The sequence below is a fragment of the Streptococcus sp. CCUG 71758 genome, assembly GCF_011714815.1.
In the GTDB taxonomy this organism is placed as follows: domain Bacteria; phylum Bacillota; class Bacilli; order Lactobacillales; family Streptococcaceae; genus Streptococcus; species Streptococcus halitosis.
Genome location: NZ_RXXO01000002.1, coordinates 256,521 through 282,601, shown reverse-complemented (window position 1 = coordinate 282,601; position 26,081 = coordinate 256,521). Strand labels below are relative to the sequence as shown.

Annotated in this window: 18 protein-coding genes; 3 read left to right on the top strand and 15 right to left on the bottom strand. The window is 43.4% G+C overall.

The genetic code is table 11. From position 1 onward, the window contains the following. Window positions 1–111: 111 nt before the first annotated feature. The 4 genes from EKB01_RS04900 to EKB01_RS04885 form a co-directional block, all read right to left on the bottom strand. Entirely contained in the window at window positions 112–615 is a 504-nt protein-coding gene (locus EKB01_RS04900) for a phosphatase PAP2 family protein (protein ID WP_084849958.1), read from the bottom strand. Between the two features lie 96 nt (window positions 616–711). Next, window positions 712–2,472, bottom strand: coding sequence for an ABC transporter ATP-binding protein (locus EKB01_RS04895; protein WP_167265850.1), 1,761 nt, complete (start codon window positions 2,470–2,472; stop codon window positions 712–714). After that, window positions 2,462–4,231, bottom strand: coding sequence for an ABC transporter ATP-binding protein (locus EKB01_RS04890; protein WP_167265848.1), 1,770 nt, complete (start codon window positions 4,229–4,231; stop codon window positions 2,462–2,464). Before EKB01_RS04890 ends, EKB01_RS04895 begins: the two co-directional genes overlap by 11 nt. Further along, window positions 4,215–4,676 (bottom strand): MarR family winged helix-turn-helix transcriptional regulator, encoded by a 462-nt coding sequence (locus EKB01_RS04885; protein ID WP_167265846.1) that lies wholly within the window; start codon window positions 4,674–4,676, stop codon window positions 4,215–4,217. The genes EKB01_RS04890 and EKB01_RS04885 overlap by 17 nt, the downstream gene beginning before the upstream one ends. Window positions 4,677–4,869: 193 nt before the next feature. On the opposite strand from EKB01_RS04885, the gene EKB01_RS04880 reads away from it, so the two are divergent. Beyond that, window positions 4,870–5,559, top strand: a complete 690-nt coding sequence (locus tag EKB01_RS04880; protein WP_033585771.1) for a DUF308 domain-containing protein — start codon at window positions 4,870–4,872, stop codon at window positions 5,557–5,559. Between the two features lie 47 nt (window positions 5,560–5,606). On the opposite strand, the gene EKB01_RS04875 is transcribed toward EKB01_RS04880, so the two are convergent. Then, window positions 5,607–6,323, bottom strand: a complete 717-nt coding sequence (locus EKB01_RS04875) for a YebC/PmpR family DNA-binding transcriptional regulator (protein ID WP_033585772.1) — start codon at window positions 6,321–6,323, stop codon at window positions 5,607–5,609. Between the two features lie 96 nt (window positions 6,324–6,419). Continuing rightward, window positions 6,420–7,790, bottom strand: a complete 1,371-nt coding sequence (locus EKB01_RS04870; protein WP_033585773.1) for an MATE family efflux transporter — start codon at window positions 7,788–7,790, stop codon at window positions 6,420–6,422. 109 nt (window positions 7,791–7,899) lie between these two features. On the opposite strand from EKB01_RS04870, the gene EKB01_RS04865 reads away from it, so the two are divergent. Continuing rightward, window positions 7,900–8,454 (top strand): GNAT family N-acetyltransferase, encoded by a 555-nt coding sequence (locus EKB01_RS04865; RefSeq protein ID WP_000060287.1) that lies wholly within the window; start codon window positions 7,900–7,902, stop codon window positions 8,452–8,454. 119 nt (window positions 8,455–8,573) lie between these two features. On the opposite strand, the gene recA is transcribed toward EKB01_RS04865, so the two are convergent. From recA to rpoB, 9 genes are all read right to left on the bottom strand, one after another. Beyond that, window positions 8,574–9,722 carry a recombinase RecA gene (gene recA, locus EKB01_RS04860; protein WP_033585774.1) on the bottom strand — a complete coding sequence of 383 codons (1,149 nt, stop codon included), beginning with the start codon at window positions 9,720–9,722 and terminating at the stop codon, window positions 8,574–8,576. A 54-nt stretch (window positions 9,723–9,776) separates the two neighbouring features. After that, window positions 9,777–11,033, bottom strand: a complete 1,257-nt coding sequence (locus EKB01_RS04855) for a competence/damage-inducible protein A (RefSeq protein ID WP_061588623.1) — start codon at window positions 11,031–11,033, stop codon at window positions 9,777–9,779. 73 nt (window positions 11,034–11,106) lie between these two features. Continuing rightward, a complete protein-coding gene (locus tag EKB01_RS04850; protein WP_167265844.1) occupies window positions 11,107–12,147 on the bottom strand; it encodes an LCP family protein in 1,041 nt (346 codons plus the stop codon). Window positions 12,148–12,151: 4 nt separating this feature from the next. Next, a complete protein-coding gene (locus EKB01_RS04845) occupies window positions 12,152–12,673 on the bottom strand; it encodes a GNAT family N-acetyltransferase (RefSeq protein ID WP_021164629.1) in 522 nt (173 codons plus the stop codon). Then, window positions 12,663–13,106: a tRNA (adenosine(37)-N6)-threonylcarbamoyltransferase complex ATPase subunit type 1 TsaE gene (tsaE, locus tag EKB01_RS04840; RefSeq protein ID WP_007520747.1), complete on the bottom strand. Its 444-nt coding sequence runs from the start codon at window positions 13,104–13,106 to the stop codon at window positions 12,663–12,665. Before tsaE ends, EKB01_RS04845 begins: the two co-directional genes overlap by 11 nt. An 85-nt stretch (window positions 13,107–13,191) precedes the next feature. After that, entirely contained in the window at window positions 13,192–13,815 is a 624-nt protein-coding gene (locus EKB01_RS04835) for a hypothetical protein (RefSeq protein ID WP_007520749.1), read from the bottom strand. Between the two features lie 136 nt (window positions 13,816–13,951). Continuing rightward, a complete protein-coding gene (gene ndk / locus EKB01_RS04830; protein ID WP_007520750.1) occupies window positions 13,952–14,371 on the bottom strand; it encodes a nucleoside-diphosphate kinase in 420 nt (139 codons plus the stop codon). A 108-nt stretch (window positions 14,372–14,479) separates the two neighbouring features. Continuing rightward, window positions 14,480–18,145, bottom strand: a complete 3,666-nt coding sequence (gene rpoC / locus EKB01_RS04825; RefSeq protein ID WP_007520751.1) for a DNA-directed RNA polymerase subunit beta' — start codon at window positions 18,143–18,145, stop codon at window positions 14,480–14,482. Window positions 18,146–18,177: 32 nt separating this feature from the next. Beyond that, window positions 18,178–21,789, bottom strand: coding sequence for a DNA-directed RNA polymerase subunit beta (rpoB, locus tag EKB01_RS04820; protein WP_109289622.1), 3,612 nt, complete (start codon window positions 21,787–21,789; stop codon window positions 18,178–18,180). A 442-nt stretch (window positions 21,790–22,231) separates the two neighbouring features. Here rpoB and EKB01_RS04815 point away from each other — a divergent pair, with 442 nt between their 5' ends. Beyond that, complete coding sequence (locus EKB01_RS04815; RefSeq protein WP_167265842.1) at window positions 22,232–25,948, top strand: pullulanase; 3,717 nt, start codon at window positions 22,232–22,234, stop codon at window positions 25,946–25,948. The last annotated feature ends 133 nt before the right edge of the window (window positions 25,949–26,081 follow it).

Genomic DNA, 26,081 nt, shown 5'->3' with positions numbered 1-26,081 from the left:
CATCTCCTTTCTGACTCTACTATATCAAAGCTAAGTTAGGAATACAAGGGTAAAAAAGCAAGTGGTCAATATGAAGCAGTAAGTGGTTGTAGGACCAGTCTAACTTACATGTCAGAATAGGAAGAAAAGGAACCCCCACAACAGACCGCAGACATAGCCAACCAAGACGTCCTTTGGATAATGCACACCACCTAATACTCGGACCAAGGCTAAGACTCCTGAGCAAATAAGCAAGATCATTCCGATCAAAGTCCAAGCATGGAAATAGGCCATGGAGATGATAGTTGCCGAAAAGACATGACGACTAGGCATAGACTGTCCCGAACTATCCTTTTCAAGCAGGGGACGGATATCCCAAGTTTCGTAGGGGCGTGGGTGATTGATTTTCTTACGAAAAAGAGACAAGATCACAAAACCTGATGCAGGAATAAGCACATAAACCTCAACTTGCTGACCCAGTCCTAGTTTCAGGTAAGTGGTGACTAGCAAAATCAGATAGACCAAGGGCATGGCGACTGTCATCAAGCGATTAAAACTGCGTAACAGAAATAGAAGGGTGGGATGGCTGGTGAGCCTGGAGTTGATATTTCGATACCATTCTTGATAATTTTTCATTAAATTTCTCATTCATTACCTTGTTTTTGTCTACAGGTGAGACGTTTGTCTTCTAGTATAGTCCAGAAAAAGAAGGCCGTCAAGCCTTCTTTTGTTTTATTCTTCTGCTTCGTCTTCTGTAAATTGACTATTGTACAAGTCAGCGTAGAAGCCACCTTGCGCCATCAGCTCCTCATGGTTTCCTTGTTCGATGATATTGCCATCTTTCATGACAAGAATCAAATCTGCATTACGGATAGTTGACAAGCGGTGGGCGATGACAAAGGAAGTTCTACCCTCCATCAAACGGTCCATGGCTTTCTGAATCAATTCCTCTGTACGTGTGTCAACTGAGGATGTCGCTTCATCCAAAATCAAGAGCGGTGCGTCCTTCAGCAAAGCACGAGCAATGGTTAAGAGTTGTTTTTGTCCGACAGACAAGGTCACTGTATCGTCCAAGATAGTGTCATAACCGTCTGGCAAAGTCATGATAAAGTGGTGGATTCCCACAGCCTTGCTGGCTTCCATCATCCGCTCATCGCTGATGCCTGTTTGATTGTAGATGAGATTATCTCGAATGGTTCCTTCAAAGAGCCAAGTATCTTGCAAGACCATTGAAAAGGCATCGTGTACTTCTGAGCGCTTCATATCCTTGGTATCGACACCATCGATACGGATACTTCCCTTATCAATCTCATAGAACTTCATCAAAAGATTGACAATGGTTGTCTTACCAGCTCCAGTCGGTCCAACGATTGCGACCTTTTGACCTGCATGAGCTGTTGCAGAAAAGTCATGGATGATGGTGCGCTCTGGTGTATAACCAAAGGACACATGATCAAAGACCACTTCCCCTTTCATGTCAGTCAATTGTCTTTCCTTATGGGATTCATCCTGCATCTCAGCTTCACCTAGAAATTCAAAGACACGTCCCATGGCTGCACTGGCTTGTTGCAAGCTGGTAATCCCTTGGGCAATCTGTGACAGGGGTTGGGAGAAGGTCCGTACGTAAACCATAAAGGCTACAATAATCCCTATAGTGATATGCCCTTCTAGAGCAAGCGCGGCCCCAACGATGATGACCAAAACATAGCTAAAATTCCCAACAAAGAACATGGCTGGCATCATGATACCAGAGATAAACTGAGATTTCCAGATGCTGTCGTGCAAGTTCTGATTCAAACCTGCAAATTTCGCTTTAGAGGTGTCTACTGCGTTGTAGCTCGTTACAACATTGTGTCCCGAATACATTTCTTCTACATAACCATTGACAGCCGCCAAGTTGTTTTGCTGAGCTCTAAAGTACCCTTGTGACTTAGCCATAATTACGGAAACTGCCGCAAAACCAACAAGCGTAGAAACAACCGTTACCAGAGCTAAAATCCAGTTCATGCTAAACATGGTCACCAAAACAGCAATCAACAAGAAGCTAGCTGAGAGTACTGTTCCCAAACTTTGATTGAGAGATTGAGCGGCCGTATCAACGTCATTGGTCACGCGCGAAAGGGTATCTCCTTGAGAATGACGATCAAAATAGCCAAGGGGCAAACGATTGATTTTTTCAGCAATTGCCGTCCGCAAGCGTTTTGAAAAATGTTGGATACTTGTTGAAAAGATATAGGCCTGTGTATAGTTAAGGATAGCACCAAGTACATAGAGAATCACTAAAAAGCTAGCAATACTTGAAACAGCCTCTAGGTCAATTCCCGTCATCAAACCATCTGAGATTAAGTTGGTGATTTCTTTTATCTTAGTCGGTCCATAAACCGTGATGATGCTTGAACATACAGCTGCTACAACCGCTACTAGTAGGGGAAGTTGGAGACCTGCTAGAAAAGGTTTAGAGTGTTTCCAAAAAGACATTTTCTTATTTTCCATGTTCCAATTCCTCCTTCGATAGTTGTGAGTAGGCAATTTCTTGGTAGACTTCATTGGTAGCTAGAAGTTCCTTGTGGGTGCCTTGCCCCACGACTTTACCTTGATCCAATACTAAGATCAGGTCGGCATCCATGATGGTAGAAATCCGCTGTGCTACGATGAGCTTGGTCATAGATTTTGTTTTCTCTGCTAGCTCTTGGCGCAAGATCCGGTCTGTCTTGTAGTCCAAGGCTGAGAAAGAGTCATCAAAGATAAGAATCTCTGGCTTACGAGCCAAGGCACGCGCAATGGCCAAACGCTGTCTTTGACCTCCTGAGAAGTTGGTTCCGCCTTGGGCTACTTCAGAGGCCAGACCTGCTTCCTTATCCTCGATAAAGTTTTTAGACTGGGCTAATTCCAGAGCTTGCCACATAGCAGCTTCGCTTAGAGGAGTTTCTTTGCTCTTACCAAAATCTAGATTGCCCTTAACATCTCCTGAGAAGAGGACTGCTTTCTGCGGAATATAGCCAACCTTATTGCGCAAGTCTACCAAGTCGTAATCTTGCACATTAACACCATCTACTAGAATTTCTCCCGCGGATACATCGTAAAAACGAGGTAGTAGGTTGACCAGAGTAGATTTACCAGAACCAGTTGAACCGATAAAGGCCACAGTTTGACCCGCTTCTGCTTTGAAAGTGACATGTTCCACGACTGCTTCAGAGTTTTTAGAGTAGCGGAAAGTCACATCATGAAATTCCACTTGTCCTTGAACTGAAGGGTCCACTGTCTGTGCATGACTAGGATTTTCAATAGAAGAATGCAAATCCAATACTTGATTGATACGTCCTGCAGAAACCAAGGTACGAGGAAGAACGATAAAGAGTGCTCCCATGAGAAGGAAGCCCATCACGACCTGCATAGCATAGGACATGAAGACCACCATATCACTAAAGAGTGGCAGACGTTCTGCCAAACTTGCATCGTTGATGATATAGGCACCAATCCAGTAAATGGCTAAGGTCAAACCGCTGGAAATCGCCATCATAATAGGGTTCATAATCGCCATCAATCGATTGACAAAGAGATTGAGACGAGTCACCTCATCATTGGCTTCTTCAAATTTCTTATCTTGGTAATCCTCGGCATTATAAGCACGAACAACCCGAATCCCAGTCAAACTTTCGCGAGTGATGCTATTGAGTTTATCTGTCAATTTTTGAATGACAGATTGTTTTGGAAAAGCTAGAGTAATGAGAACAGTGGTCATCAAGACATTGACAATGACGGCCACCACTACTGCCCAGAGCCAGTATTCCGACTTCCCAAGGATTTTTCCAATGGCCCAGATGGCCATGATAGGCCCACGAGTCACTACCTGTAAGCCCATAGTAAAGAGCATCTGAACCTGCGTAATATCATTGGTCGTTCGAGTCAAAAGACTGGGGATTGAAAAACGTTTGATTTCCGTTTGCGAAAAATCTAGAACACGATTAAAAATATCTCTTCGCAAGTGAGTCGTGTAAGACGCTGCAACACGAGAAGCAAAAAATCCAACTGTTACAGAAGACAGAAAGGCTAGGAGAGATAAGCCCATCATCTTAGCAGCAGGAGACCATAGTTGTCCTAACTCCGTACCCGGTGTTCCAATCAATTCTGTTATTTCTGAAATATAGGTCGGCACTTCTAACTCGAGATAGACCGAGAAACAAGTGAAAAGAACAGTGAGTAGGATCATCCCCCACTCTTTTCCTGTAATACGTTTAGCAAGTTTCTTCATTCTCTCCTCCTATCTTCTCAACATTTTCTTGCAACTGACAGAGGACCTTTTCAAAGATTGCCAAGTCTGACTTTGAAACACCCTCTAGCAGACTCTGATTGATCCGATCAAAAAAGGCCTTAACTTCTTGCATCTGCGAACGCGATTTATCCGTCAAGCGAACAAACTTTGCCCGCTTATCACTCGGGCTGGCCTCTAGTTCAACCAAACCATTTTGTACCATGCGCTTGACTAGATTACTCGCAACAGATTTAGTAATATTGAGTTCCTGCTCGATATCCTTAATTAAGACCAGATTTTCAGACTGTTCTTGGCAATCTAAAAAACGCAGAACCTGCCCCTGCGGTCCACCCATAAATTCAAGGCCACATCGCTTGGCTTCTTTCTGTATCATCAGATGAGCCTGGTATCCAAAACGTTTAAACATCAACATCGGCTTGTCCATGATTGCTCCTTTCTCACGATTAAATATAGTTCTCTGGAGAACTAATTACGTTTCCATGAGAACTATTTTATCACTTTCAGAAGAGATGTCAAGAAAAAAGTTTCCTAGAGAACTATTTTAGTCTGAATTGACATTGGAGAATATTTTCTCTATAATAAGCACTAGCTACCGTGGATAGGAATCCATTCACTTGATGAAGGGAGAAAACGTTCAAATGAAACCAGAAGAACAAAAAGTTTTAGGGATTTTAGCAACCATTTTTGGAGCCATCGCACTTTTAGGATCTTGGATCCCGTTTATTAACTATCTATCGTTTTTCATCGCTATTGTCGCGTTGATCTTAGGTATTATCGGACTTATTGCCAATCTCAAAAAACGGAAAACAATGGCCATTATCGGAACATCCCTCGCAGTTGCTTCTGTTGTACTTTTCTTTACGACCCAAATGTTGTATGCTAATGTCTACAAAGAGTTTGTCAAAGAGTTTAACCGTTCCTATAGAGAAGCTAGCTCCTCAATGGAACGCGACTTGACAGATGATACCATTGATTCACTCCCCGAAGATGAGGAAGAAGACGATACCTTCACTTGGACACAAGAACAGTTCGACGCTTTAATTGAAGGTGACCTTGATAACAAAGGAAAAGGTGGTACCAACTACAAGGATATTATCAAAAAACACGGACTGCCAGACTCCGAGTTTGATTCCACTATTGAGGGCTACGACACAAAGAAAATTACCTATATTGGCATTGATGATAGAATCAAGACCGTTACTCTAACCTTTGTAAAACAGGATAATGGTCAACTCTTACTAGTTCATAAAATAGCTGTAGGCCTAGGAGAAAGCCAGCAGCAAAGAGATTCTGGAACCAGAATCTAATCTCAAATATAAAAAGCGAACAGCTAGCAAGTCTGTTCGCTTTTTTATTAGAATCCATCGACATTCGTGTAAATCTTTTGGACGTCCTCATCATCCTCAAGAACGCTGTAAAGTTTTTCAAAGGTTTCCAAATCTTCACCTGACAGCTCAACTTCTGACTGAGGAATCATTTCCAGTTCAGTAACTTGGAATTCTTCGACACCTGACTCACGAAGGGCAACGATAGCCTTGTGAAGGTCAGTTGGAGCTGTGTAAACAGTGATTGTTCCTTCTTCCGCTTCTACATCATCCACATCAATATCTGCTTCAAGCAACAATTCAAAGATAGCATCCGCATCATCACCAGCAAATACGATCACACCCTTGTTGTCAAAGAGGTAAGAAACCGAACCTGAAGCTCCCATGTTTCCGCCATTTTTACCAAAAGCAGCACGAACGTTCGCAGCTGTACGGTTGACGTTTGAAGTCAAGGTATCCACAATCAGCATAGAACCATTTGGTCCAAATCCTTCGTAACGTCCTTCTGTAAAGGTTTCGTCTGTGTTTCCTTTTGCCTTATCGATAGCCTTATCAATAACGTGTTTTGGCACCTGCGCTTGTTTAGCACGATCGATAACGAATTTCAAAGCAGTGTTTGATTCTGGATCTGGTTCCCCTTTTTTAGCTGCTACATAGATTTCTACACCAAATTTTGCATATACTTTAGAGTTAGCTCCATCTTTAGCCGTTTTCTTGGCTACGATATTGGCCCATTTACGTCCCATTAGGAATCTCCTTTTTTCACATTTTAATCTTTCTTATTATAACACAAGTCTAGCTGATTTTCACTAGAGGAAATGGATTTTCTTTTGCAAAGCAAGCTAGGCTTTCCCTCCGACTGCCACGATTTTCTTGCCTTCTTTTATCCAAGGGTGTCGGGAAAGGGAGAAGCAAAGTTGGACAGTCATCACAACCCAGAGTAGCGGTTCACAGAGAATAACACCTGTATAGCCGGTCCAAGGAATAATCCAAGCTACGAAAATAATTTTCCCAAACAACTCGATAAAGCTAGATATAAGTGGCAAAAGTTTTTGCCCTAGTCCCTGCAAGCTATTTCTATAAATCAATAAAAGACTTAAAAATGGATAAAATACAGAACTGATACGTAAGTACAAGGTCCCGTTTTCTACCAAGTAGCTGTCTGTCGAACTCGCCAAGAAAGAAACTAGGCTAGGACTGGCAAAAAATAGGAAAATACAGGCAAAGGCTGCCCAAGACATACTCAAATAGCTCCCTAAACGAAGGCCTTGAACAATACGTTCGGGACGTTTCGCCCCAAAGTTTTGAGAGATAAAAGTCGTCATCGATGCTGAAATAGCTGTCATTGGCAGCAAGGCAAAGGCCATGATTCGCCGTGCTGCCGTTTGAGCACTGATAATGACTGCACCAAAACTATTGACAGAGGATTGCAAAATGACACTTCCGATAGAGACGATTGACCCCATCAGACCCATGGCTAACCCCTGCTCCAAGAGATCCACATAGAGAGCCTTATTCCATTTGAAATGTTTGAGACCCGGAAGAAGCTCTGGAACACTCTTACGAATATAAAAATAACAGAGAATAGCTGACAGACCTTGCGAGATAATAGTGGCAAGACCAGCAGACTGAACACCCAGATGCAGTTGCGTAATAAAATACAAATCCAAGATCACATTAACGATAGCTGAGAAGATAAGAAAAGCAAGAGCCGCAAGGCTATCCCCAATCGAGCGCAGTAAGCCTGCAAAAAGATTGTAAGCAAAACTAACCCCTACACAGGTAACAATCATGGAGATGTACTCGTAGGATTGAGGAAGGATTTCTACAGGTGTCTCTAAATACTGCAAGAGTGGATAAAGACCAAAGAAGCCCATCAGCATGACAAGAGCACTCAGGATGGCACCCAGAAGCCAAGTTGCCGCAACAGCCTCTTTAATCTTAGCAAAATTACGAGCCCCATAATAGCGAGCAATGACAATCCCCATGCCATTGCCAACACCAAGCGTAAAGCCTATAATCAAGTCAAAAACGGCCGTTGTCGCTCCTACTGCTGCTAAGGATTCTTGTCCAAGGAACCGCCCTACAATCAAGACGTCAGCTGTATTATATAGTTGTTGAAAGATATTGGACAACAGAATTGGAAGGGCAAAGCTCAAAAGTGAGGGAAGAATGGGGCCATGAATCAGGTCCACTGTTTGTTTTTTATTCATAAAGATATTATATCAGCTTTCCAGAGGACCGACAAGATTCTTTAACGAATACCGAAATCAATTGCTTACAGAGAGACAATTTGCTATAATCAAGAAAAGGAGGTCATTTATGAGTTTGACCAGTCAATTAATAACCGATGTGTTTCCAGATCTTGATAAAGTTGAAAAGCTAAATAACGAAGCTTTCCCCGAGGAAGAACGGGTCCCCCTTTCTGAGTTTTTGCGCTATCAGGACCGAGATGACGCCCACTTTTTTGCTTTTTATAACGAAGAAGAATTTGTTGGCTTTGCTTTTGCCATCTCCAACCAAAAGGCCTTCTATATTAGCTTTTTTGCCATCATGCCTCACTTAAGAAGTCATGGGTATGGGAAGGAAATTATCGACAAACTAACTGATTTTTACCAGCGAACCATGTTGCTTGAAGTAGAGCGACTGGATGAAGAATGCGATAACTTGGAACAAAGAAAAGCTCGTATGAGCTTCTATCAACAAAATGGCTTCAAAACAGCTAACGCTTTTCTAGAGTATGATGGCTTGAGTTTTGAAATTCTCTACCGCGGTGACCATTTCGACGAGGAAGCCTATCGCGACATCTTCCAAAAATTACAAGATGAACATTATTTTGACTTTCACATCAAATACAGGCGCTTTAGTGATCATTAGTTGTTTCAAGGAAGAGAAATCTAGAGAGTTTTCTCACGATAAAAACGCATAATACCAAGGTTCTGAATACCTGATATTATGCGTTTTTATGATTTTGAAAACTTTCCCTAGTTTTATCTTTAATCTTCAATTTCGATTTCAAGTCCATCACCTAGGTCAAGCGTCACTTCTTGGTTAGGTGCCAAATCTTCAGCGACAGAAGTAGGAGTGGATCCCTCTTCATCTTCAATCAAACCATATTGAACACGAACCTGATGGTCAATCTCATCAAAAATCTCTGGGTGATCTGCCAAGTATTTCTTAGCATTCTCCGATCCTTGCCCGATTTTTTCACCCTTGTAAGAGTACCATGCTCCTGCTTTTTGGATGATATCGAGATCACTTGCGATCTTCAAGAGTTCACCAGTCTTAGAAATCCCTTCTCCGTACATGATTTCAACGAAGGCTTCCTTAAATGGTGGAGCCACCTTGTTTTTCACGACCTTGATCTTGGTTTCTTTACCGACATTGGTATCTTTTTGGTCACCAGTTCCTTTGATTTGTGTGCTTCCACGAACATCCAAACGGACTGAAGCGTAGAATTTCAGAGCACGTCCACCAGGTGTTGTTTCTGGATTTCCAAACATAACCCCAACTTTTTCACGCAACTGGTTGATAAAGATGGCAATTGTTTTGGTTTTATTGATAGAAGCACCAAGTTTACGCATGGCCTGGCTCATCATACGAGCCTGCAAACCAACGTGGCTATCTCCAATATCCCCATCAATTTCTGCACGAGGTACAAGGGCCGCAACTGAGTCGATAACGACAAGGTCAACTGCACCTGAGTCAATCAATTTTCCAGCAATTTCAAGACCTTGCTCTCCTGAGTCTGGTTGTGACAAGAGCAATTCGTCAATGTTCACACCAAGGGCTGCAGCATAGGCTGGGTCAAGAGCATGTTCCGCATCGATAAAGGCTGCAATACCACCTTCTTTCTGTGCTTGCGCGACAGCATGAAGGGCAACCGTTGTCTTACCAGAAGACTCTGGTCCATAGATTTCGATGATGCGTCCCTTAGGATAACCACCTGAACCAAGAGCAATGTCAAGAGCCAAGGACCCTGAACTCATGACTTGCACTTTTTGCTCCGCGCGCTCACCCAAACGCATGATTGATCCCTTACCAAAGTCTTTCTCAATCAATTTAAGAGCATCGTTCAAGGCTTTTTCACGATCCGCTCCAAACTTTTTTGAAATTTCATCTAATTTTTTTGGTTTTTTCGCCATTCTGTTCTCCTATATTCTACTGGTCCTTAGACCTATCTACTATTATATCAAAATTTAGTCACTTAATAAAGCCTTACGAGCTAGGTTAAAGGCATGCATAACCGCGATGTGACGTACATCTGCTCGACTCCGTCCTGCGATATTAGCCTTGATCACCTCTGTCCCTTTTGCATGTGCCAGTCCAATAAAAACTGTGCCGGCGGGATGCCCCTCTAGGCTATCTGGCCCAGCTACACCTGTCAGACTGACTCCATAATCAGACTGAGTCTTGAGCCGTGCCTGCTCTGCCATTTTTCGAGCCGTAAACTCAGAAACGACCCCGTGTTCTTTTAGCTCTTGCTCGGAAATATCCAACATCTTGGACTTTTCTTCTAGGCTGTAGGTGACAAACCCTCCATTAAAGATAGCTGAAACACCTGAAAAGTCTGCTAAAGTAGCCTGAAAGAGACCTGCCGTCAAGCTTTCTGCCGCAGTAATGCTTTTCTGTCTCTTCTTTAGCTCTTCTACAACGACACTTGCGAGGCTGGTTTCTTCCCCATATCCATAACAGATGTCGCGCAGAGAAATTCCCTCAAAAGTCTGGCGATCCAAGATTTGATTTTCTAAGATATCCAGTACTTGATCAGCCTTTTCTTGACTAACTGCTTTTGTAGACAGGCGCAAAGTCACTTCTCCCGTCTTGGCATAAGGAGCCAAGGTCGGATCCGTTTGCTGGTCAATCAAGTCCGCCAAAATGGTCACCAACTGACTCTCACCAATTCCAAAGAAACGAAGCACTCGGGAATATAGTTTGGTGCCTGTCATCAGCTTGGGTAAAAGTTGATTTAAGACCATGGGTTTCAACTCACTTGGCGGTCCCGGAAGGACCACGTAGGCTACGCCATCCACTTCTAAGATTCCTCCAACAGCCAATCCTGTTTCGTTTGGTAGTGGAGTCGACCCTGCTACAAGTTGAGCTTGTCTTTCATTATTTGGTGTTCTCGCATAGTCTGGTCTCTGAGCAAAAAAGACATCCAACTTTGCCTGCGACTGAGGATCGAAGGCTAATTCTTTCCCTAAAAATTTAGCTAGAGTTTGTTTGGTCAAATCATCCTCAGTTGGTCCCAAGCCCCCTGTCAAAATCACAAGATTACTACGTTGGCTCGCAATCTCAAGCAAGGACAAAAGACGAGCTTCATTGTCTCCGACAGCTGTTTGGAAGTAGACATCTACCCCAATTTCGGCTAGCTTCTCTGATAAAAACTGAGCATTGGTATTGACGATTTGCCCTGTTAAAATTTCTGTTCCAACAGCAATAATTTCTGCTTTCATATTTCCTCCTACTTATCTATTCGAATTCTTTTTGAAAAAATCGCAGGAAATTTCCCACGATTTGATTCTTTTCTTATTCTGCTTCTTCGTTTGAAGCGTTAGTACTGGTTGAAGGCGCTGTCCGACCAAAGGCTGTTTCGTACAGTACCGCATTGGTTTCCAATTCTGTCACTGGCTCTTTACCTAGTGAACGACGCAAGAGATTTTGCATCTCGAGCATATGTTCTGAAGTGACAATCTGATAAGAAATTCCCTGTAGCTCAGCATCTTCCCCACGCAATTGATGCGTTTCGATATTCTTGAAAGAATCTTGATAGCCGAGCAATTGTGGAATACTCTTGGCTGAAAGATCTACGTTGGTCTGCATATTGTTGCTCAATGCTTTGAGGATGCCTTGATAGTGGCTCACACTGTTTAGGCTCAAAACTTTCTCAACGATTTTTTGAATGACTTCACGTTGACGTTTTTGACGACCATAGTCTCCTTCAGGGTCTTGGTAACGCATCCGTGAATAAACCAACGCTTCCTCACCATTCAAGGTTTGTTCTCCAACACCGATGGAGATCTTATTAAACTCTTCTTGGTCAGTTATGGAAATTGGGAAACCAAGTGTATTGTTGACGGTGATTCCACCAACTGCATCCACCAATTGTTGAAGGCCTTGCATGTTGACCATTACATAGCGGTCAATGTGGATATTCATCATCTTTTGAATAGTAGAAATTGCAAGCTCCGCACCGCCATTGGCATAGGCCGCATTGAGTTTGGCTTCCTGAACTTGGCCATTTCCACTCTCGATCTTGGTCAGAATATCCCGTTCCAAACTCATCATAGTGGTTTTCTTTGTTTTTGGATTAACCGTCAAGAGAATCATGGAATCACTATTCCCTGCCCACAGATCTGTACGTTCCGAATTTCCCGTATCTACCCCCATTAGGAGAATCGTTAGAGGCTCAGTTGCTTCGATAACGTTGGTTTCTTCACCGATTTTTTTGTAAGTTTTTTGACTCAGGGTTGCAGTTCCCTGCTGATAGATTGTGTAGGCATAAATTCCTACACCTACAACTGTTACGGCCAGGAAACCTAGCACCATTCCAATTAATTTTTTGATCATCTCGTTATTTATCTATCAATTTGCCCATCAGACAAACATCTAAAAATATCCCTTCTGCTAAATAGGCTCCTCTTTCTTGCAAGCCTTCTGTGATAAATCCCATTTTTGAATAGAGGTGGATAGCAGCCTCGTTTCGTTTTTGTACACTGAGTTGCAAGCGGCGCAAGACACCACTGGCTTTAGCCCACTCGATGCCTTCTTCTAGAAGTATTGTAGCCAAGCCTTGGTTCCAAAATTTCTTGCGAACTGCTAGAAAAACATCTCCAATATGCCGAACTCTTAAATGTTGATCCGATGTGATATTTAAGATACCTGCAATCTCATCATTCAGTAAGGCGAGAAGAGTAATTTGATTCTCCGATGCAACTTGTTTTTCGATAAAAAGAGCCATTTCAGACGCTGTCATCATGATACCATTTTCATCTAGGCTAGTGAGGTCTGTTTCTTGACCGACACAATCTAAAAATGCAATCAAAGCTGTAGCATCTGAAGTCTCTGCCTCACGAATGCACAACTCATACTCCATCATGAAGCTCCTTGATGAGTTGTTCAGCCCGAGGGCCATGAGCCGTAAAATGAAGACAACGACCCTCTGCTTCTTTCAAAATTTCCAATTCCAAATAGGAATCTGGTAAATCCTCACCCAAAAGATGCCCCCACTCAATAACAGTCACACCGCCACCAAAGAGAAACTCATCCAAATCAATAGAATCAGCGTCCCCTTCGATACGGTAGACATCCAAATGGTAAAGTGGCAGACGCCCTTCATACTCTCTCACGATAGTATAAGTTGGACTTTTAATCATCTGACGGATATCCAAACCCTTAGCAAGGCCTTTTGTAAAGGTTGTTTTACCCGCACCCAACTCTCCCGTCAAGATCAGAACATCGTCTTTTTGAAGCAAATGACCTAATCTTTCTCCGAGAGCTAGAAGCTCTTTTTCATTTTTTGTGTACATGCTACTATTATACCAAAAAGTTTCCTTTTGTGTGAATTTTCTTTATAGACTTACTATGCTAAATTTACAGTTTTCCTTGCCTTTCTTAGAAAAAGGTAAAAATACAAATAACAAATAAAACATCGCGAATCACATGTCCATAAAATGAAATTTCCCTTTGCACGGATTTTGGAAAGAGGAAACGCGCACATAAAAAACCGAGACCGATATAAAGGAGAATGGAGGAGATTGTTACGGGATTTCTCAAGAAAATAATCGTGCCTAAAACGGAAATCACAACCGTTCTCTTCTTGTTCAGATGGTTGTCCATATCCCGAATATATTTATCAAAAGGTAAGAAAATCCATAGATCTACTCCCAGCAAGAAAAAGAATGAAGGCAAAAAGAGGTCAACCAGATCCTGCTGCAATTTGCTAGTAGTTTGGATGCTTTCTGTGAGAACCAGACAGGTTGCCAGAAGATTGACTACTAAAAGAAGGCTATAAACAAGGCTTACTTTCTTTTGAACACGCAAAATACTATGACTTTTCTGACCCAAGGTATGGAAGTAATTAATCCCGGCACAAAAGCCTGAAACTCCCACTATGAGAATTAAAAAATAGACATTTCCTTCTCTTAAAGATAAAAATGATTCCTTCCACAATAAACAACTTCCAAATAAAATTTGAGCGACAGCTAATAATAATAAAACACGAATTGATTTCATCATTTCCTTTTCTTCCTCCGTATAAGAAATTATACTCTGACAGGATTAGAAAATGATAAATGACTTCCAAAATGTCACATTCCGACGCTGAACGGTACAAAAAACAGTTCCGTCATTCACAGAACTGTTCTCTTCTAATCTAATCCCTAAACCAGAGAGCGATTTCTCGTTTAGCTGACTCTTCTGAATCTGATCCATGTACCACGTTTTGAATGGCTTGATTTTCTCCTGCCGCCTTAGCAAAATCTCCCCGGATGGTTCCTGGTAGTGCCTCTTCTGGACGAGTGGCCCCCATCATGTCACGCCAGCTTTCAATTACCTTGGGACCTGAAATGATTCCAACAATTATTGGGCCTGAGGTCATAAATTGACGGATAGGAGGATAAAAACTTTTTTCAACTAAGTCGCGATAGTGTTGGTCAATCAAATCTTCTGAAACTGTTGAACGTAACTCTAATTTTTTGAGTTTGAAACCACGTCGCTCAATTCTTTTCAAAACCTCGCCAACTAGACCTCTCTTCACACCATCTGGCTTAATGATAAAGAATGTTTGTTCCATATAAATCCCCTTGTCATTTTAGTTCTTCTATTCTACCACACTTTATGGAAAAATTGGAAAATTTTCTGAAACAAAGAAAAGAGAACCCGGAGGTTCTCTTATTTGCTTTTATTCTACAGTTTCTTCAGATTGGATTTCCACAGTTTCATCTACTGGAGTAAGTTCTGCCTCTTCTTGTTCAGGAGCCAGATATTCTGCGTCATTGATTGCCTGTGGTTCAAGGTTACGGTAGCGAGCCATACCAGTACCTGCTGGGATGATCTTACCGATGATAACATTTTCCTTAAGTCCAAGGAGATGGTCTTTCTTACCACGGATGGCTGCATCTGTAAGGACACGAGTTGTTTCCTGGAAGGAAGCCGCTGACAAGAAACTGTTTGTCTCAAGCGAGGCTTTGGTGATTCCCATAAGGACTGGGCGACCTGTCGCTGGGACTCCACCGGCGATAAGGACATCTTTGTTCGCATCTGTAAAATCGTTGATGTCTAAAAGGGTACCCATGAGAAGATCTGTATCACCTGGATCCATGACACGGACTTTACGGATCATTTGACGAACCATAACCTCGATGTGTTTGTCACCGATTTCTACCCCTTGGCTACGGTAAACTTTTTGGACTTCACCGAGAAGGTAAGTTTCAACTGACAAGACATCACGAACAGCAAGGAGATGTTTTGGTTGGATAGAACCCTCTGTCAATGCTGCACCACGAGAAACTTGGTCTCCAACTTCAACACGCATACGTGCTGTAAATGGAACGACATATTCTCCTTCGCCAGTTTCACCCTTAACAAAGACTTTCTTCGTACGAGTTGACGCGTCTTCTTCGATGGCTGTAACTTGTCCTTTGACCTCTGTAATAACCGCTTCCCCTTTTGGATTGCGGGCTTCAAAGATTTCTTGGACACGAGGAAGACCTTGAGTGATATCGGTATTTGAGGCAACCCCACCCGTGTGGAAAGTACGCATGGTAAGCTGTGTCCCAGGTTCCCCGATAGATTGGGCAGCGATTGTACCAACTGCTTCCCCAACTTCAACCGCATCACCAGTCGCCAAGTTGATACCGTAACAGTGACGGCAGACTCCATGACGAGTGTTACATGTAAATACGGAACGGATAGTCACCTCTTCCACACCAGCATTGACAATCTCGCGCGCCTTGTCTTCTGTGATTAACTCATTTGGACCAATGATAACTTCGCCAGTTTCTGGGTGTTTAACAGTTTTCTTCGTGTAACGACCGTTGAGACGTTCTTCGAGTGACTCGATCATCTCTTTTCCTTCTGCGATAGAGCGGATTAAGAGACCACGGTCTGTTCCACAGTCGTCCTCACGGATGATAACATCTTGGGCAACGTCGACCAAACGACGAGTAAGATAACCTGAGTCGGCTGTCTTAAGGGCCGTATCGGTCATACCTTTACGGGCACCGTGAGTTGAGAAGAACATTTCGAGTACTGACAAACCTTCGCGGAAGTTTGAAAGGATTGGCAATTCCATGATACGTCCGTTCGGAGCGGCCATCAGACCACGCATACCGGCAAGTTGTGAGAAGTTCGAGATGTTACCACGGGCTCCTGAGTCCATCATCATAACGATTGGATTCTTCGGATCTTGGTTGTCGACCAAGCGTTTTTCCAATTTCTCACGAGCTGCACGCCATTCAGCTGTAACGGCATTGTAACGTTCATCATCAGTGATCAAACCACGACGGAACTGTTTTGTGATTTGCTCTACACGCTTATGAGATTCTTCGATGATTTCAGCCTTGTCTTCAACCACTGGGATATCAGCAATCCCCACTGTCAATCCAGCAAGTGTTGAATGATGGTAACCTAAGTTTTTCAATCGGTCCAAGAATGCAGAGGTTTCTGTTGTACGGAAACGTTTGAAAATCTCAGCGATGATATTTCCAAGGTTTTTCTTCTTGAATGGAGGATTGAGTTCAAGGTTGCGAATTGCTTCCTTGATATCGCCACCTAGTGGCAAGAAGTACTTAGCTGGGAGTCCTTCTGTCAAGTTCGCATTATTCGGTTCTTGCAAGTAAGGCAGACCCTCTGGCATGATGTCGTTGAAGAGGATTTTACCAACTGTTGTCAGCAAGACCTTGTGTTTTTGCTCTTCTGTCCATGGTTTGTTGAGGCTGTCTGTCGCGATACCAACACGTGAGTGGAGGTGAACATAACCATTACGGTAAGCCATAACAGCTTCATCACGGTCTTTGAAAACCATTCCTTCACCTTCACGACCAGCTTCTTCCATGGTCAAGTAGTAGTTCCCCAAAACCATATCCTGAGATGGAGTAACAACTGGTTTACCATCTTTCGGATTCAAGATGTGCTCAGCAGCAAGCATCAAGATACGAGCTTCTGCTTGAGCTTCTTCTGAAAGCGGTACGTGGATGGCCATTTGGTCCCCGTCAAAGTCGGCATTGTAGGCTTCACAGACAAGTGGGTGCAAGCGGAGGGCCTTACCATCAATCAAGACTGGCTCGAAAGCTTGGATACCCAAACGGTGAAGGGTCGGTGCGCGGTTCAAAAGCACTGGGTGTTCTTTGATTACTTCTTCAAGGATATCCCAGATACGTTCGTCTCCGCGTTCCACCAAGCGTTTAGCTGCTTTGACGTTTTGCACGATATCACGAGCGACGATTTCACGCATGACGAATGGTTTAAAGAGCTCAATAGCCATTTCACGTGGCACACCACATTGGTACATCTTAAGAGTTGGACCAACGGCGATAACGGAACGTCCTGAGAAGTCAACACGTTTACCGAGCAAGTTCTGACGGAAGCGTCCTTGTTTCCCTTTGAGCATGTGGCTCAATGATTTCAGTGGACGGCTACCTGGTCCTGTGATCGGACGACCACGACGACCATTGTCAATCAAAGCATCAACCGCTTCTTGAAGCATACGCTTCTCATTCTGAACGATGATACCTGGTGCATTCAACTCAAGCAAACGAGCCAAACGGTTGTTACGGTTGATAACACGGCGGTAAAGGTCGTTCAAGTCAGATGAGGCAAAACGGCCACCATCCAACTGCAACATTGGACGAAGATCTGGTGGAATAACTGGAAGGATGTTGAGAACCATCCATTCAGGTTTGTTTCCAGACTTGTAAAAGGCATCCAAAACATCCAAACGACGGATGGCTTTGACACGTTTTTGTCCAGTAGCTGTTTTCAACTCTTCTTTGAGTTCAGCAATTTCTTTTTCAAGATCTACTTGTTTCAAAAGGTCTTGGATGGCTTCGGCACCCATCTTGGCAACGAATGATCCATAACCATATTCACGCAAGCGCTCACGGTATTCGCGCTCTGTCATGATAGACTTGTGCTCAAGTGGTGTATCCTTAGGATCAATCACCACATAAGCCGCAAAGTAGATCACTTCCTCGAGGGCACGAGGGCTCATATCAAGGGTCAACCCCATACGGCTTGGAATCCCCTTGAAATACCAGATGTGAGATACAGGAGCTTTCAACTCGATGTGTCCCATACGCTCACGACGAACTTTTGTACGCGTTACTTCAACCCCACAACGGTCACAAACAATCCCTCTGTAACGAATGCGTTTATACTTACCACAAGCACATTCCCAGTCTTTTGTAGGACCAAAGATGACTTCGTCAAAGAGTCCTTCACGTTCTGGTTTCAACGTACGGTAATTGATTGTTTCAGGTTTTTTGACTTCTCCATAAGACCATGAACGGACTTTGCTTGGAGAAGCTAGGGTGATTTGCATACTTTTAAAACGATTTACATCAACCACTATTTCTTCCCTTTCTATTCTAAGTGAACTGCTTATTCTTGTTCAGCAGTTTCTTCTGTTGCTTCCGCTTTTGCTTCTTTCTCAGCTTCTTCAGCTTCAAAGGCTGCTTTAGCCTCTTGAGCTGCTTTTTCGCGGGCTTTTTCAAGGTCATCTACGTGGATGACATCTTCGTCCATTCCTTCATCCAAGTCGCGAAGTTCCACTTCTTGGTCATCTTCGTCAAGGACACGCATGTCAAGACCAAGAGATTGCAATTCTTTCACAAGAACTCGGAATGATTCTGGAACACCTGGTTTTGGAATTGGTTTTCCTTTTGTAATAGCTTCATAAGCTCTCAAACGTCCGTTGATATCGTCAGATTTGTAAGTCAAGATTTCTTGAAGGACATTTGACGCACCGTAGGCTTCAAGGGCCCAAACCTCCATCTCACCGAAACGTTGTCCACCAAACTGAGCTTTACCTCCAAGTGGCTGTTGAGTAACGGTTGAGTAAGGTCCGACTGAACGCGCGTGCAATTTATCATCAACCATGTGGTGGAGTTTGATCATGTACATGACACCAACTGATACACGGTTGTCAAACGGCTCACCTGTACGTCCGTCGTATAGGATTGTCTTAGCATCGCTATCCATACCTGCTTCTTTAACAGTGTCCCAAAGGTCTTCAGAACTTGCTCCGTCAAAGACTGGTGTTGCGATGTGGATACCAAGAGTACGGGCTGCCATACCAAGGTGGAGTTCCATAACCTGACCGATATTCATACGTGATGGCACCCCAAGTGGGTTCAACATGATATCGACTGGAGTTCCGTCTGGAAGGTAAGGCATGTCTTCTACAGGGACGATACGAGAGACAACCCCTTTGTTTCCGTGACGTCCGGCCATCTTATCTCCGACCTTGATCTTACGTTTTTGAGCGATGTAGACACGAACCAGCATGTTAACTCCTGATTGCAACTCATCTCCATTTGCACGTGTAAAGATCTTAACATCACGAACGACACCATCGGCACCGTGTGGTACACGAAGAGAAGTATCACGCACTTCACGAGACTTGTCTCCAAAGATAGCGTGCAAGAGACGTTCTTCAGCTGAAAGGTCTTTTTCACCTTTAGGCGTTACTTTACCTACAAGAATATCCCCTTCTTTAACCTCGGCACCAATACGGATAATCCCCATTTCGTCAAGGTTTTTAAGGGCATCTTCACCAACGTTTGGAATCTCACGAGTAATTTCTTCAGGCCCAAGCTTTGTATCGCGCGTTTCTGATTCGTATTCTTCAAGGTGGACAGATGTGTAGACATCGTCTTTGACCAAGCGTTCGCTCATGATAACGGCATCCTCGAAGTTGTAACCTTCCCATGTCATGTAGGCAACGATTGGGTTTTGTCCAAGCGCCATTTCCCCTTTTTCCATAGAAGGTCCGTCAGCGATAAAGTCGCCTTTTTCAACGACATCCCCAACTTTAACAAGCGTGCGTTGGTTGTAGGCAGTACCTGAGTTTGAACGACGGAATTTTTGGATGTGGTAGACATCCAATGAACCATCTTCACGACGTACTTCTACCTTGTCCGCATCTGCGTAGGTAACTTTACCGTCATGCTGAGCAATAACTGCAGCTCCAGAGTCATGAGCTGCTTGGTATTCCATACCAGTACCAACGTAAGGTGCTTTTGGATCAATCAATGGCACAGCCTGACGTTGCATGTTGGCACCCATGAGGGCACGGTTGGAGTCATCGTTTTCCAAGAATGGAATACATGCAGTCGCAACGGCAACTACCTGTTTTGGTGACACATCCATGTAGTCAACCACTTCTGCTGGATACTCTTGGTTGACCCCTTGGTGACGTCCCATGACGACTTTCTCAGCAAAAGTACCATCTTCGTTCAATTTTGAATTAGCCTGTGCTACAGTAAATTCATCTTCTTCATCGGCTGTCAACCAAACGATTTCGTTTGTGACTACACCAGTTTCACGGTCAACCTTACGGTATGGTGTTTGAACAAATCCATACTTGTTCAAGTGTCCGTATGATGACAAGTTATTGATCAAACCGATGTTAGGTCCTTCAGGTGTTTCAATTGGACACATACGACCATAGTGAGTATAGTGCACGTCACGTACTTCATATCCAGCACGGTCACGAGTCAAACCACCAGGTCCTAAGGCTGACAAACGACGTTTGTGAGACAACTCAGAAAGCGGGTTGTGTTGGTCCATGAACTGGGACAATTGTGAGGAACCAAAGAATTCTTTGATCGCAGCTGTCACAGGGCGGATGTTGATAATTTGTTGCGGTGTCAAAACTTCATTATCCTGAACAGACATACGTTCACGGACATTACGTTCCATACGAGAAAGTCCAAGACGTACTTGGTTTGCAAGCAATTCACCAACTGCACGGATACGACGGTTTCCAAGGTGGTCGATATCATCCACACGTCCGATACCTTCTGCCAAGTTGAGGAAGTAGCTCATCTCTGCAAGGATATCCGCAGGAGTTACAACACGAACCTTGTCGTCTGGATTGGCATTTCCGATGATGGTTACGACACGGTCTGGATCCGTTGGGGCAACAACCTTGAATTTTTGAAGGACAACTGGTTCTGTCAAAACAGCTGCATCGTTCGGAATATAAACGATCTTGTTCAAGTCGCCATCCAAATGACTCTCGATACTTTCAATCACACTGCGAGTCATAACGGTACCAGCTTCTACCAAGATTTCACCAGTTTCAGGGTCTACCAATGGCTCCGCAATGGTTTGGTTGAGCAAGCGTGTTTTGATGTTCAATTTTTTATTAATCTTGTATCGACCAACAGCTGCCAAATCGTAGCGACGTGGATCAAAGAAACGAGCTACAAGCAAGCTACGTGAACTTTCAGCAGTCTTAGGCTCACCTGGACGAAGGCGTTCGTAGATTTCTTTCAAGGCTTCGTCTGTACGAGAGTCCATTGGATTCTTGTGGATATCTTTTTCAACGGTGTTGCGAACCAATTCGCTGTCACCAAAGATATCAAAGATTTCATCATCACCTGAGAAACCAAGCGCACGAACCAAGGTCGTAAATGGAATCTTACGAGTACGGTCGATACGAGTATAAGCGATGTCTTTTGAGTCGCTTTCAAGTTCCAACCAAGCTCCACGGTTAGGGATAACAGTAGAACCGTAACCCACTTTACCATTCTTGTCTACTTTATCGTTAAAGTAAACACCTGGTGAGCGGACCAACTGAGAAACGATAATACGTTCACCACCATTGATGATGAAAGTACCCATTTCGGTCATGATTGGGAAATCACCAAAGAAGACTTCTTGAGTCTTGATTTCGCCTGTTTCTTTATTAATCAAGCGGAAGGTTACAAAAATGGGTGCTGAGTAGCTAGCATCGTGGATACGAGCTTCTTCGAGCGTGTATTTTGGTTCCTTGATTTCATAGCCAACAAATTCCAACTCCATTGTGTCTGTGAAGTTTGAAATTGGCAATACATCTTCAAACACTTCCTTAAGTCCGTGATCTAGGAAATCTTTGAATGAATCCGTTTGAATTTCAATCAAATTTGGTAAGTCAAGAACTTCTTTGATTCTTGAAAAACTACGACGGGTACGATGTTTCCCGTATTGAACGTCATGTCCTGCCAAGATGATTCTCCTTTGTAAATAAATTCCAAGCCTTGTCAATCAGGCTTTTCTAATCGTCATATGGTTTTTAAAACCCCTATCACCGTGTCCCTTTGACGAATTTTCAGAATCTTTAAATCTTTGTTACAAACACTCGAAAACCTGAAAAAAAGCACAAAAAGAGCAGCTAAATCTGACTTTTTCAGAAGATTTAACTGCTGTGAGCCTTGTCTGGACAATATTTCAGACAAAACCTACGACAAATGATTATTCATATTATACCTTATTTAGCTAGACTTTTCAAGGTTTTTTTACTATTTTTTAAACAATCTTTTCCTATATATTATTTTAAAATTTTAAGAGAATGAAGCATTATATTTTCTCTCAAAAATTAGGAAAACGCTTGCACTAATGTTTACCTCGTGCTATACTGATAAGGAACAACTACACAAGGAGAATTGTGATGAAAAAGATCCCATCTCAAACTGAGAAAAAAATGATTTACGGTATCCGTTCCTTGAAGAACGGAACTGGTTCTGTCCTTATTGGTGCAAGCATTATCCTGCTTTCTGCTGCAATGCCAACTATTTCGGCTAACGAAAACCTTCCTCAAACTCAGGAAAATACCAGCGCTGTGACCAAGGCCCCTACTGAGACTGAAACGAGTCAAACTCAAAAGGAAACGCCTATTTCTGAACAAAAGAATGCAAACGCTTCCCTCAATTCTAAAAAGGAAGCTCCAGCTGCGGAAACTACTACAGCACCAGAAACACCTAAAACAGAAAATGCTACTACAAGCCAAGCTAACAGCAAGGAAGAGAAAGTAAATGCCAGCACTTCGACACCAACTTCAGATCAAAAACCACAAGCTGATACATCCTCTGAAGAACCCATCGCAGACAACCACTTCCGCATCCATGTAAAAAAACTCCCTGAAGAAAACAAAGAATCTCAAGGTCTTTGGACTTGGGATGATGTTGAAAAGCCGTCTGAAAACTGGCCCAATGGTGCCAAGTCCTTTAAGGATGCCAAGAAAGATGACTATGGCTATTATCTAGATGTCAAACTCAAAAATGAGCAAGCCAAGAAAGTCAGCTTCCTTATCAACAATACCAAAGGGGATAACCTGACAGGGGACCGTTCAGTAGAGCGCCTCTCTCCAAAAATGAATGAGGCCTGGCTAGATGAAAACTACAAGGTATACAACTATCGTCCTCAGCCAGCGGGAACTGTCCGTGTCAACTACTACCGTACCGACGGGAACTATGACAAAAAATCTCTTTGGTATTGGGGCGATGTTAAAAACCCAAGCAGCGGAGAATGGCCTGACGGTACTGACTTTACCGCAACTGGAAAATATGGCCGTTACATTGATATCCCACTCAATGAAGCTGCGAGAGAATTTGGATTTTTATTACTAGACGAAAGCAAGAAAGGCGATGATGTGAAAATCAGAAAAGAAGATTATAAATTCACTGATCTAAAAAATCACAGTCAGATTTTCCTCAAAGATGATGACGAAACCATCTACACTAACCCCTACTATGTGCACGATATCCGCATGACTGGTGCCCAACACGTGGCTAAGTCTCGTATCGAAAGCAGCTTTTCTACCCTAGTTGGAGCTAAGAAAGACGATATCCTCAAACACTCCAGCATCACTGATTACCAAGGGAATAAAGTAGATATCACAGACGTGGAAGTGGATGAGGCAGGTAAAAAAGCGACCTATATCGGCGACTTCTCTGACACTCAACACCCGTACACTGTCAGCTACAATTCAGACCGATTTACCACACGTTCAAGCTGGCGCCTCAAGGATGAGTCCTACAGTTACGACGGTCCACTCGGCGCAACTCTAAAAGAAGATGGCAAGCGTGTTGATCTCACCCTCTGGTCTCCAAGTGCTGATAAGGTTTCCGTTGTCGTCTATGACAAGAAAGACCCTGAAAAGGTAGTCGGAACTGTCGCCCTTGAAAAAGGAGAAAAAGGAACCTGGAAACAAACTCTGGACACAAACTCTGGTCTCGGTATCAGCAACTATACTGGCTACTACTACCACTACCAGATCGAGCGCCAAGGTAAAACCGTTCTCGTTCTTGACCCTTATGCCAAGTCACTAGCAGCTTGGAACAGTGACCTAGCAAAAACAGATGTCGCTCATAAGGTCGCTAAAGCTGCCTTTGTCGACCCATCCAAACTAGGACCGCGAGACTTGACCTATGGGAAGATTCGCAACTTCAAATCGCGTGAAGATGCCGTCATCTATGAAGCTCATGTACGTGACTTCACTTCGGATCCTGCCATCGCAAAAGACTTGACCAAGCCATTTGGTACCTTTGAAGCCTTTATAGAAAAATTGGACTATCTCAAAGACTTGGGTGTGACCCACATCCAGCTCCTTCCAGTCTTGTCTTACTACTTTGTCAATGAATTGAAGAACCAAGGACGTTTGTCTGCCTACGCTTCAAGCAACAGCAACTACAACTGGGGATATGACCCTCAAAACTACTTCTCCTTGACTGGTATGTACTCAAGCGATCCTAAGGATCCAGAAAAACGTATCGCAGAATTCAAAAACCTCATCAACGAAATCCACAAACGTGGCATGGGGGCTATCTTGGATGTGGTCTACAACCATACTGCCAAGGTTGACATTTTTGAGGATATTGAGCCAAACTACTATCACTTTATGGACGCAGACGGAACTCCACGTACTAGCTTCGGTGGCGGTCGTTTGGGAACTACCCACTACATGTCTAAACGTGTCTTGGTAGACTCTATCAAGTATCTGGTTGAAACTTACAAAGTAGATGGTTTCCGCTTTGATATGATGGGTGACCACGATGCGGCTTCTATCGAAGAAGCGTACAAAGCTGCACGCGCCCTCAATCCAAATCTTATCATGTTAGGTGAAGGCTGGAGAACCTATACTGGTGATGAAAATACGCCTGTACAACCTGCTGACCAAGATTGGATGAAGAAAACAGATACTGTCGCTGTCTTTTCAGACGACATCCGCAACAACCTCAAGTCTGGCTATCCAAACGAAGGTCAACCTGCCTTTATCACAGGTGGCAAACGCGATATCAATACCATCTTTAAAAATCTGATTGCCCAACCAACTAACTTTGAGGCTGACAATCCTGGAGATGTTATCCAGTATATCGCAGCCCATGATAACTTGACCCTCTTTGACATCATTGCCCAGTCTATCAAAAAAGATCCAAGCAAGGCTGAGAACTATGCTGAAATCCATCGTCGTTTGCGACTTGGAAACCTCATGGTCTTGACCGCTCAAGGAACTCCCTTTATCCACTCTGGTCAGGAATATGGACGTACCAAACAATTCCTTGATCCAGCCTATAAGACTCCTGTTCCTGAAGATAAGGTTCCAAACAAGTCTCACTTGTTGCGCGACAAGGACGGCAAGCCATTTGTCTATCCTTACTTTATCCATGACTCTTACGACTCTAGTGATGCTGTCAACAAGTTTGATTGGACCAAGGCAACAGATGGTAAAGCTTTCCCTGAAAATGTCAAGAGCCGTAACTACATGAAAGGTTTGATTGCCCTTCGTCAATCGACAGACGCCTTCCGACTCAAGAGTCTACAAGATATCAAAGAGCGCGTCCACCTCATTACTGTTCCAGGACAAAATGGCGTTGAAAAAGAAGATGTGACCATCGGCTACCAAATCACTGCTCCAAATGGAGATATCTACGCTGTCTTTGTCAATGCGGATGATAAGGCTCGTGAATTTACTCTAGGAACTGCATTTGCTCACTTGAGAAAGGCTGAAGTCCTGGCAGATGAAAATCAAGCCGGACCAGTAGGAATCGCTAATCCTCAAGGTCTCGAATGGACTGAAAAAGGCTTGAAATTGAACGCTCTCACTGCCGTTGTTCTCCGCTTGTCTCAAGGTGGTGCTATTGTCGCCCCAGTTGTGGAAGAAAAACCAGAATTTGATCTTTCTAGCTTGGAAGTTGAACCAGAACAAGGCCAAGCTCAAGACCTAGCAGCCAATCCTGAAACTCAAGAAACTGCTGCAGAGGCTCACTCTCAGAACCTCCTTCCAAACACAGGAACTGAGAGCAAATCCCTCCTTGCCCTTGCTGGATTCAGCATCCTTGCCCTTCTCGGACTTGGATGGTTGATAAAAAACAAGAAAAAGAACTAACACTCAATGAAAATCAAAGGGTAAACTAGGAAGCTAGCCACAGGCTGCTCAAAGCACAGCTTTGAGGTTGTTGATAAGGCAAAGCTGACCTGATTTAAAGAGATTTTCAAAGAATATAACCTAGCCCTCCTAT

Bases quoted from the DNA above. Each gene is read 5' to 3' on its own strand.
- EKB01_RS04900 (WP_084849958.1), bottom strand. From the start codon at position 615: ATGAAAAATTATCAAGAATGGTATCGAAATATCAACTCCAGGCTCACC.
- EKB01_RS04895 (WP_167265850.1), bottom strand. From the start codon at position 2,472: ATGGAAAATAAGAAAATGTCTTTTTGGAAACACTCTAAACCTTTTCTA.
- EKB01_RS04890 (WP_167265848.1), bottom strand. From the start codon at position 4,231: ATGAAGAAACTTGCTAAACGTATTACAGGAAAAGAGTGGGGGATGATC.
- EKB01_RS04885 (WP_167265846.1), bottom strand. From the start codon at position 4,676: ATGGACAAGCCGATGTTGATGTTTAAACGTTTTGGATACCAGGCTCAT.
- EKB01_RS04880 (WP_033585771.1), top strand. From the start codon at position 4,870: ATGAAGGGAGAAAACGTTCAAATGAAACCAGAAGAACAAAAAGTTTTA.
- EKB01_RS04875 (WP_033585772.1), bottom strand. From the start codon at position 6,323: ATGGGACGTAAATGGGCCAATATCGTAGCCAAGAAAACGGCTAAAGAT.
- EKB01_RS04870 (WP_033585773.1), bottom strand. From the start codon at position 7,790: ATGAATAAAAAACAAACAGTGGACCTGATTCATGGCCCCATTCTTCCC.
- EKB01_RS04865 (WP_000060287.1), top strand. From the start codon at position 7,900: ATGAGTTTGACCAGTCAATTAATAACCGATGTGTTTCCAGATCTTGAT.
- recA (WP_033585774.1), bottom strand. From the start codon at position 9,722: ATGGCGAAAAAACCAAAAAAATTAGATGAAATTTCAAAAAAGTTTGGA.
- EKB01_RS04855 (WP_061588623.1), bottom strand. From the start codon at position 11,033: ATGAAAGCAGAAATTATTGCTGTTGGAACAGAAATTTTAACAGGGCAA.
- EKB01_RS04850 (WP_167265844.1), bottom strand. From the start codon at position 12,147: ATGATCAAAAAATTAATTGGAATGGTGCTAGGTTTCCTGGCCGTAACA.
- EKB01_RS04845 (WP_021164629.1), bottom strand. From the start codon at position 12,673: ATGGAGTATGAGTTGTGCATTCGTGAGGCAGAGACTTCAGATGCTACA.
- tsaE (WP_007520747.1), bottom strand. From the start codon at position 13,106: ATGTACACAAAAAATGAAAAAGAGCTTCTAGCTCTCGGAGAAAGATTA.
- EKB01_RS04835 (WP_007520749.1), bottom strand. From the start codon at position 13,815: ATGATGAAATCAATTCGTGTTTTATTATTATTAGCTGTCGCTCAAATT.
- ndk (WP_007520750.1), bottom strand. From the start codon at position 14,371: ATGGAACAAACATTCTTTATCATTAAGCCAGATGGTGTGAAGAGAGGT.
- EKB01_RS04815 (WP_167265842.1), top strand. From the start codon at position 22,232: ATGAAAAAGATCCCATCTCAAACTGAGAAAAAAATGATTTACGGTATC.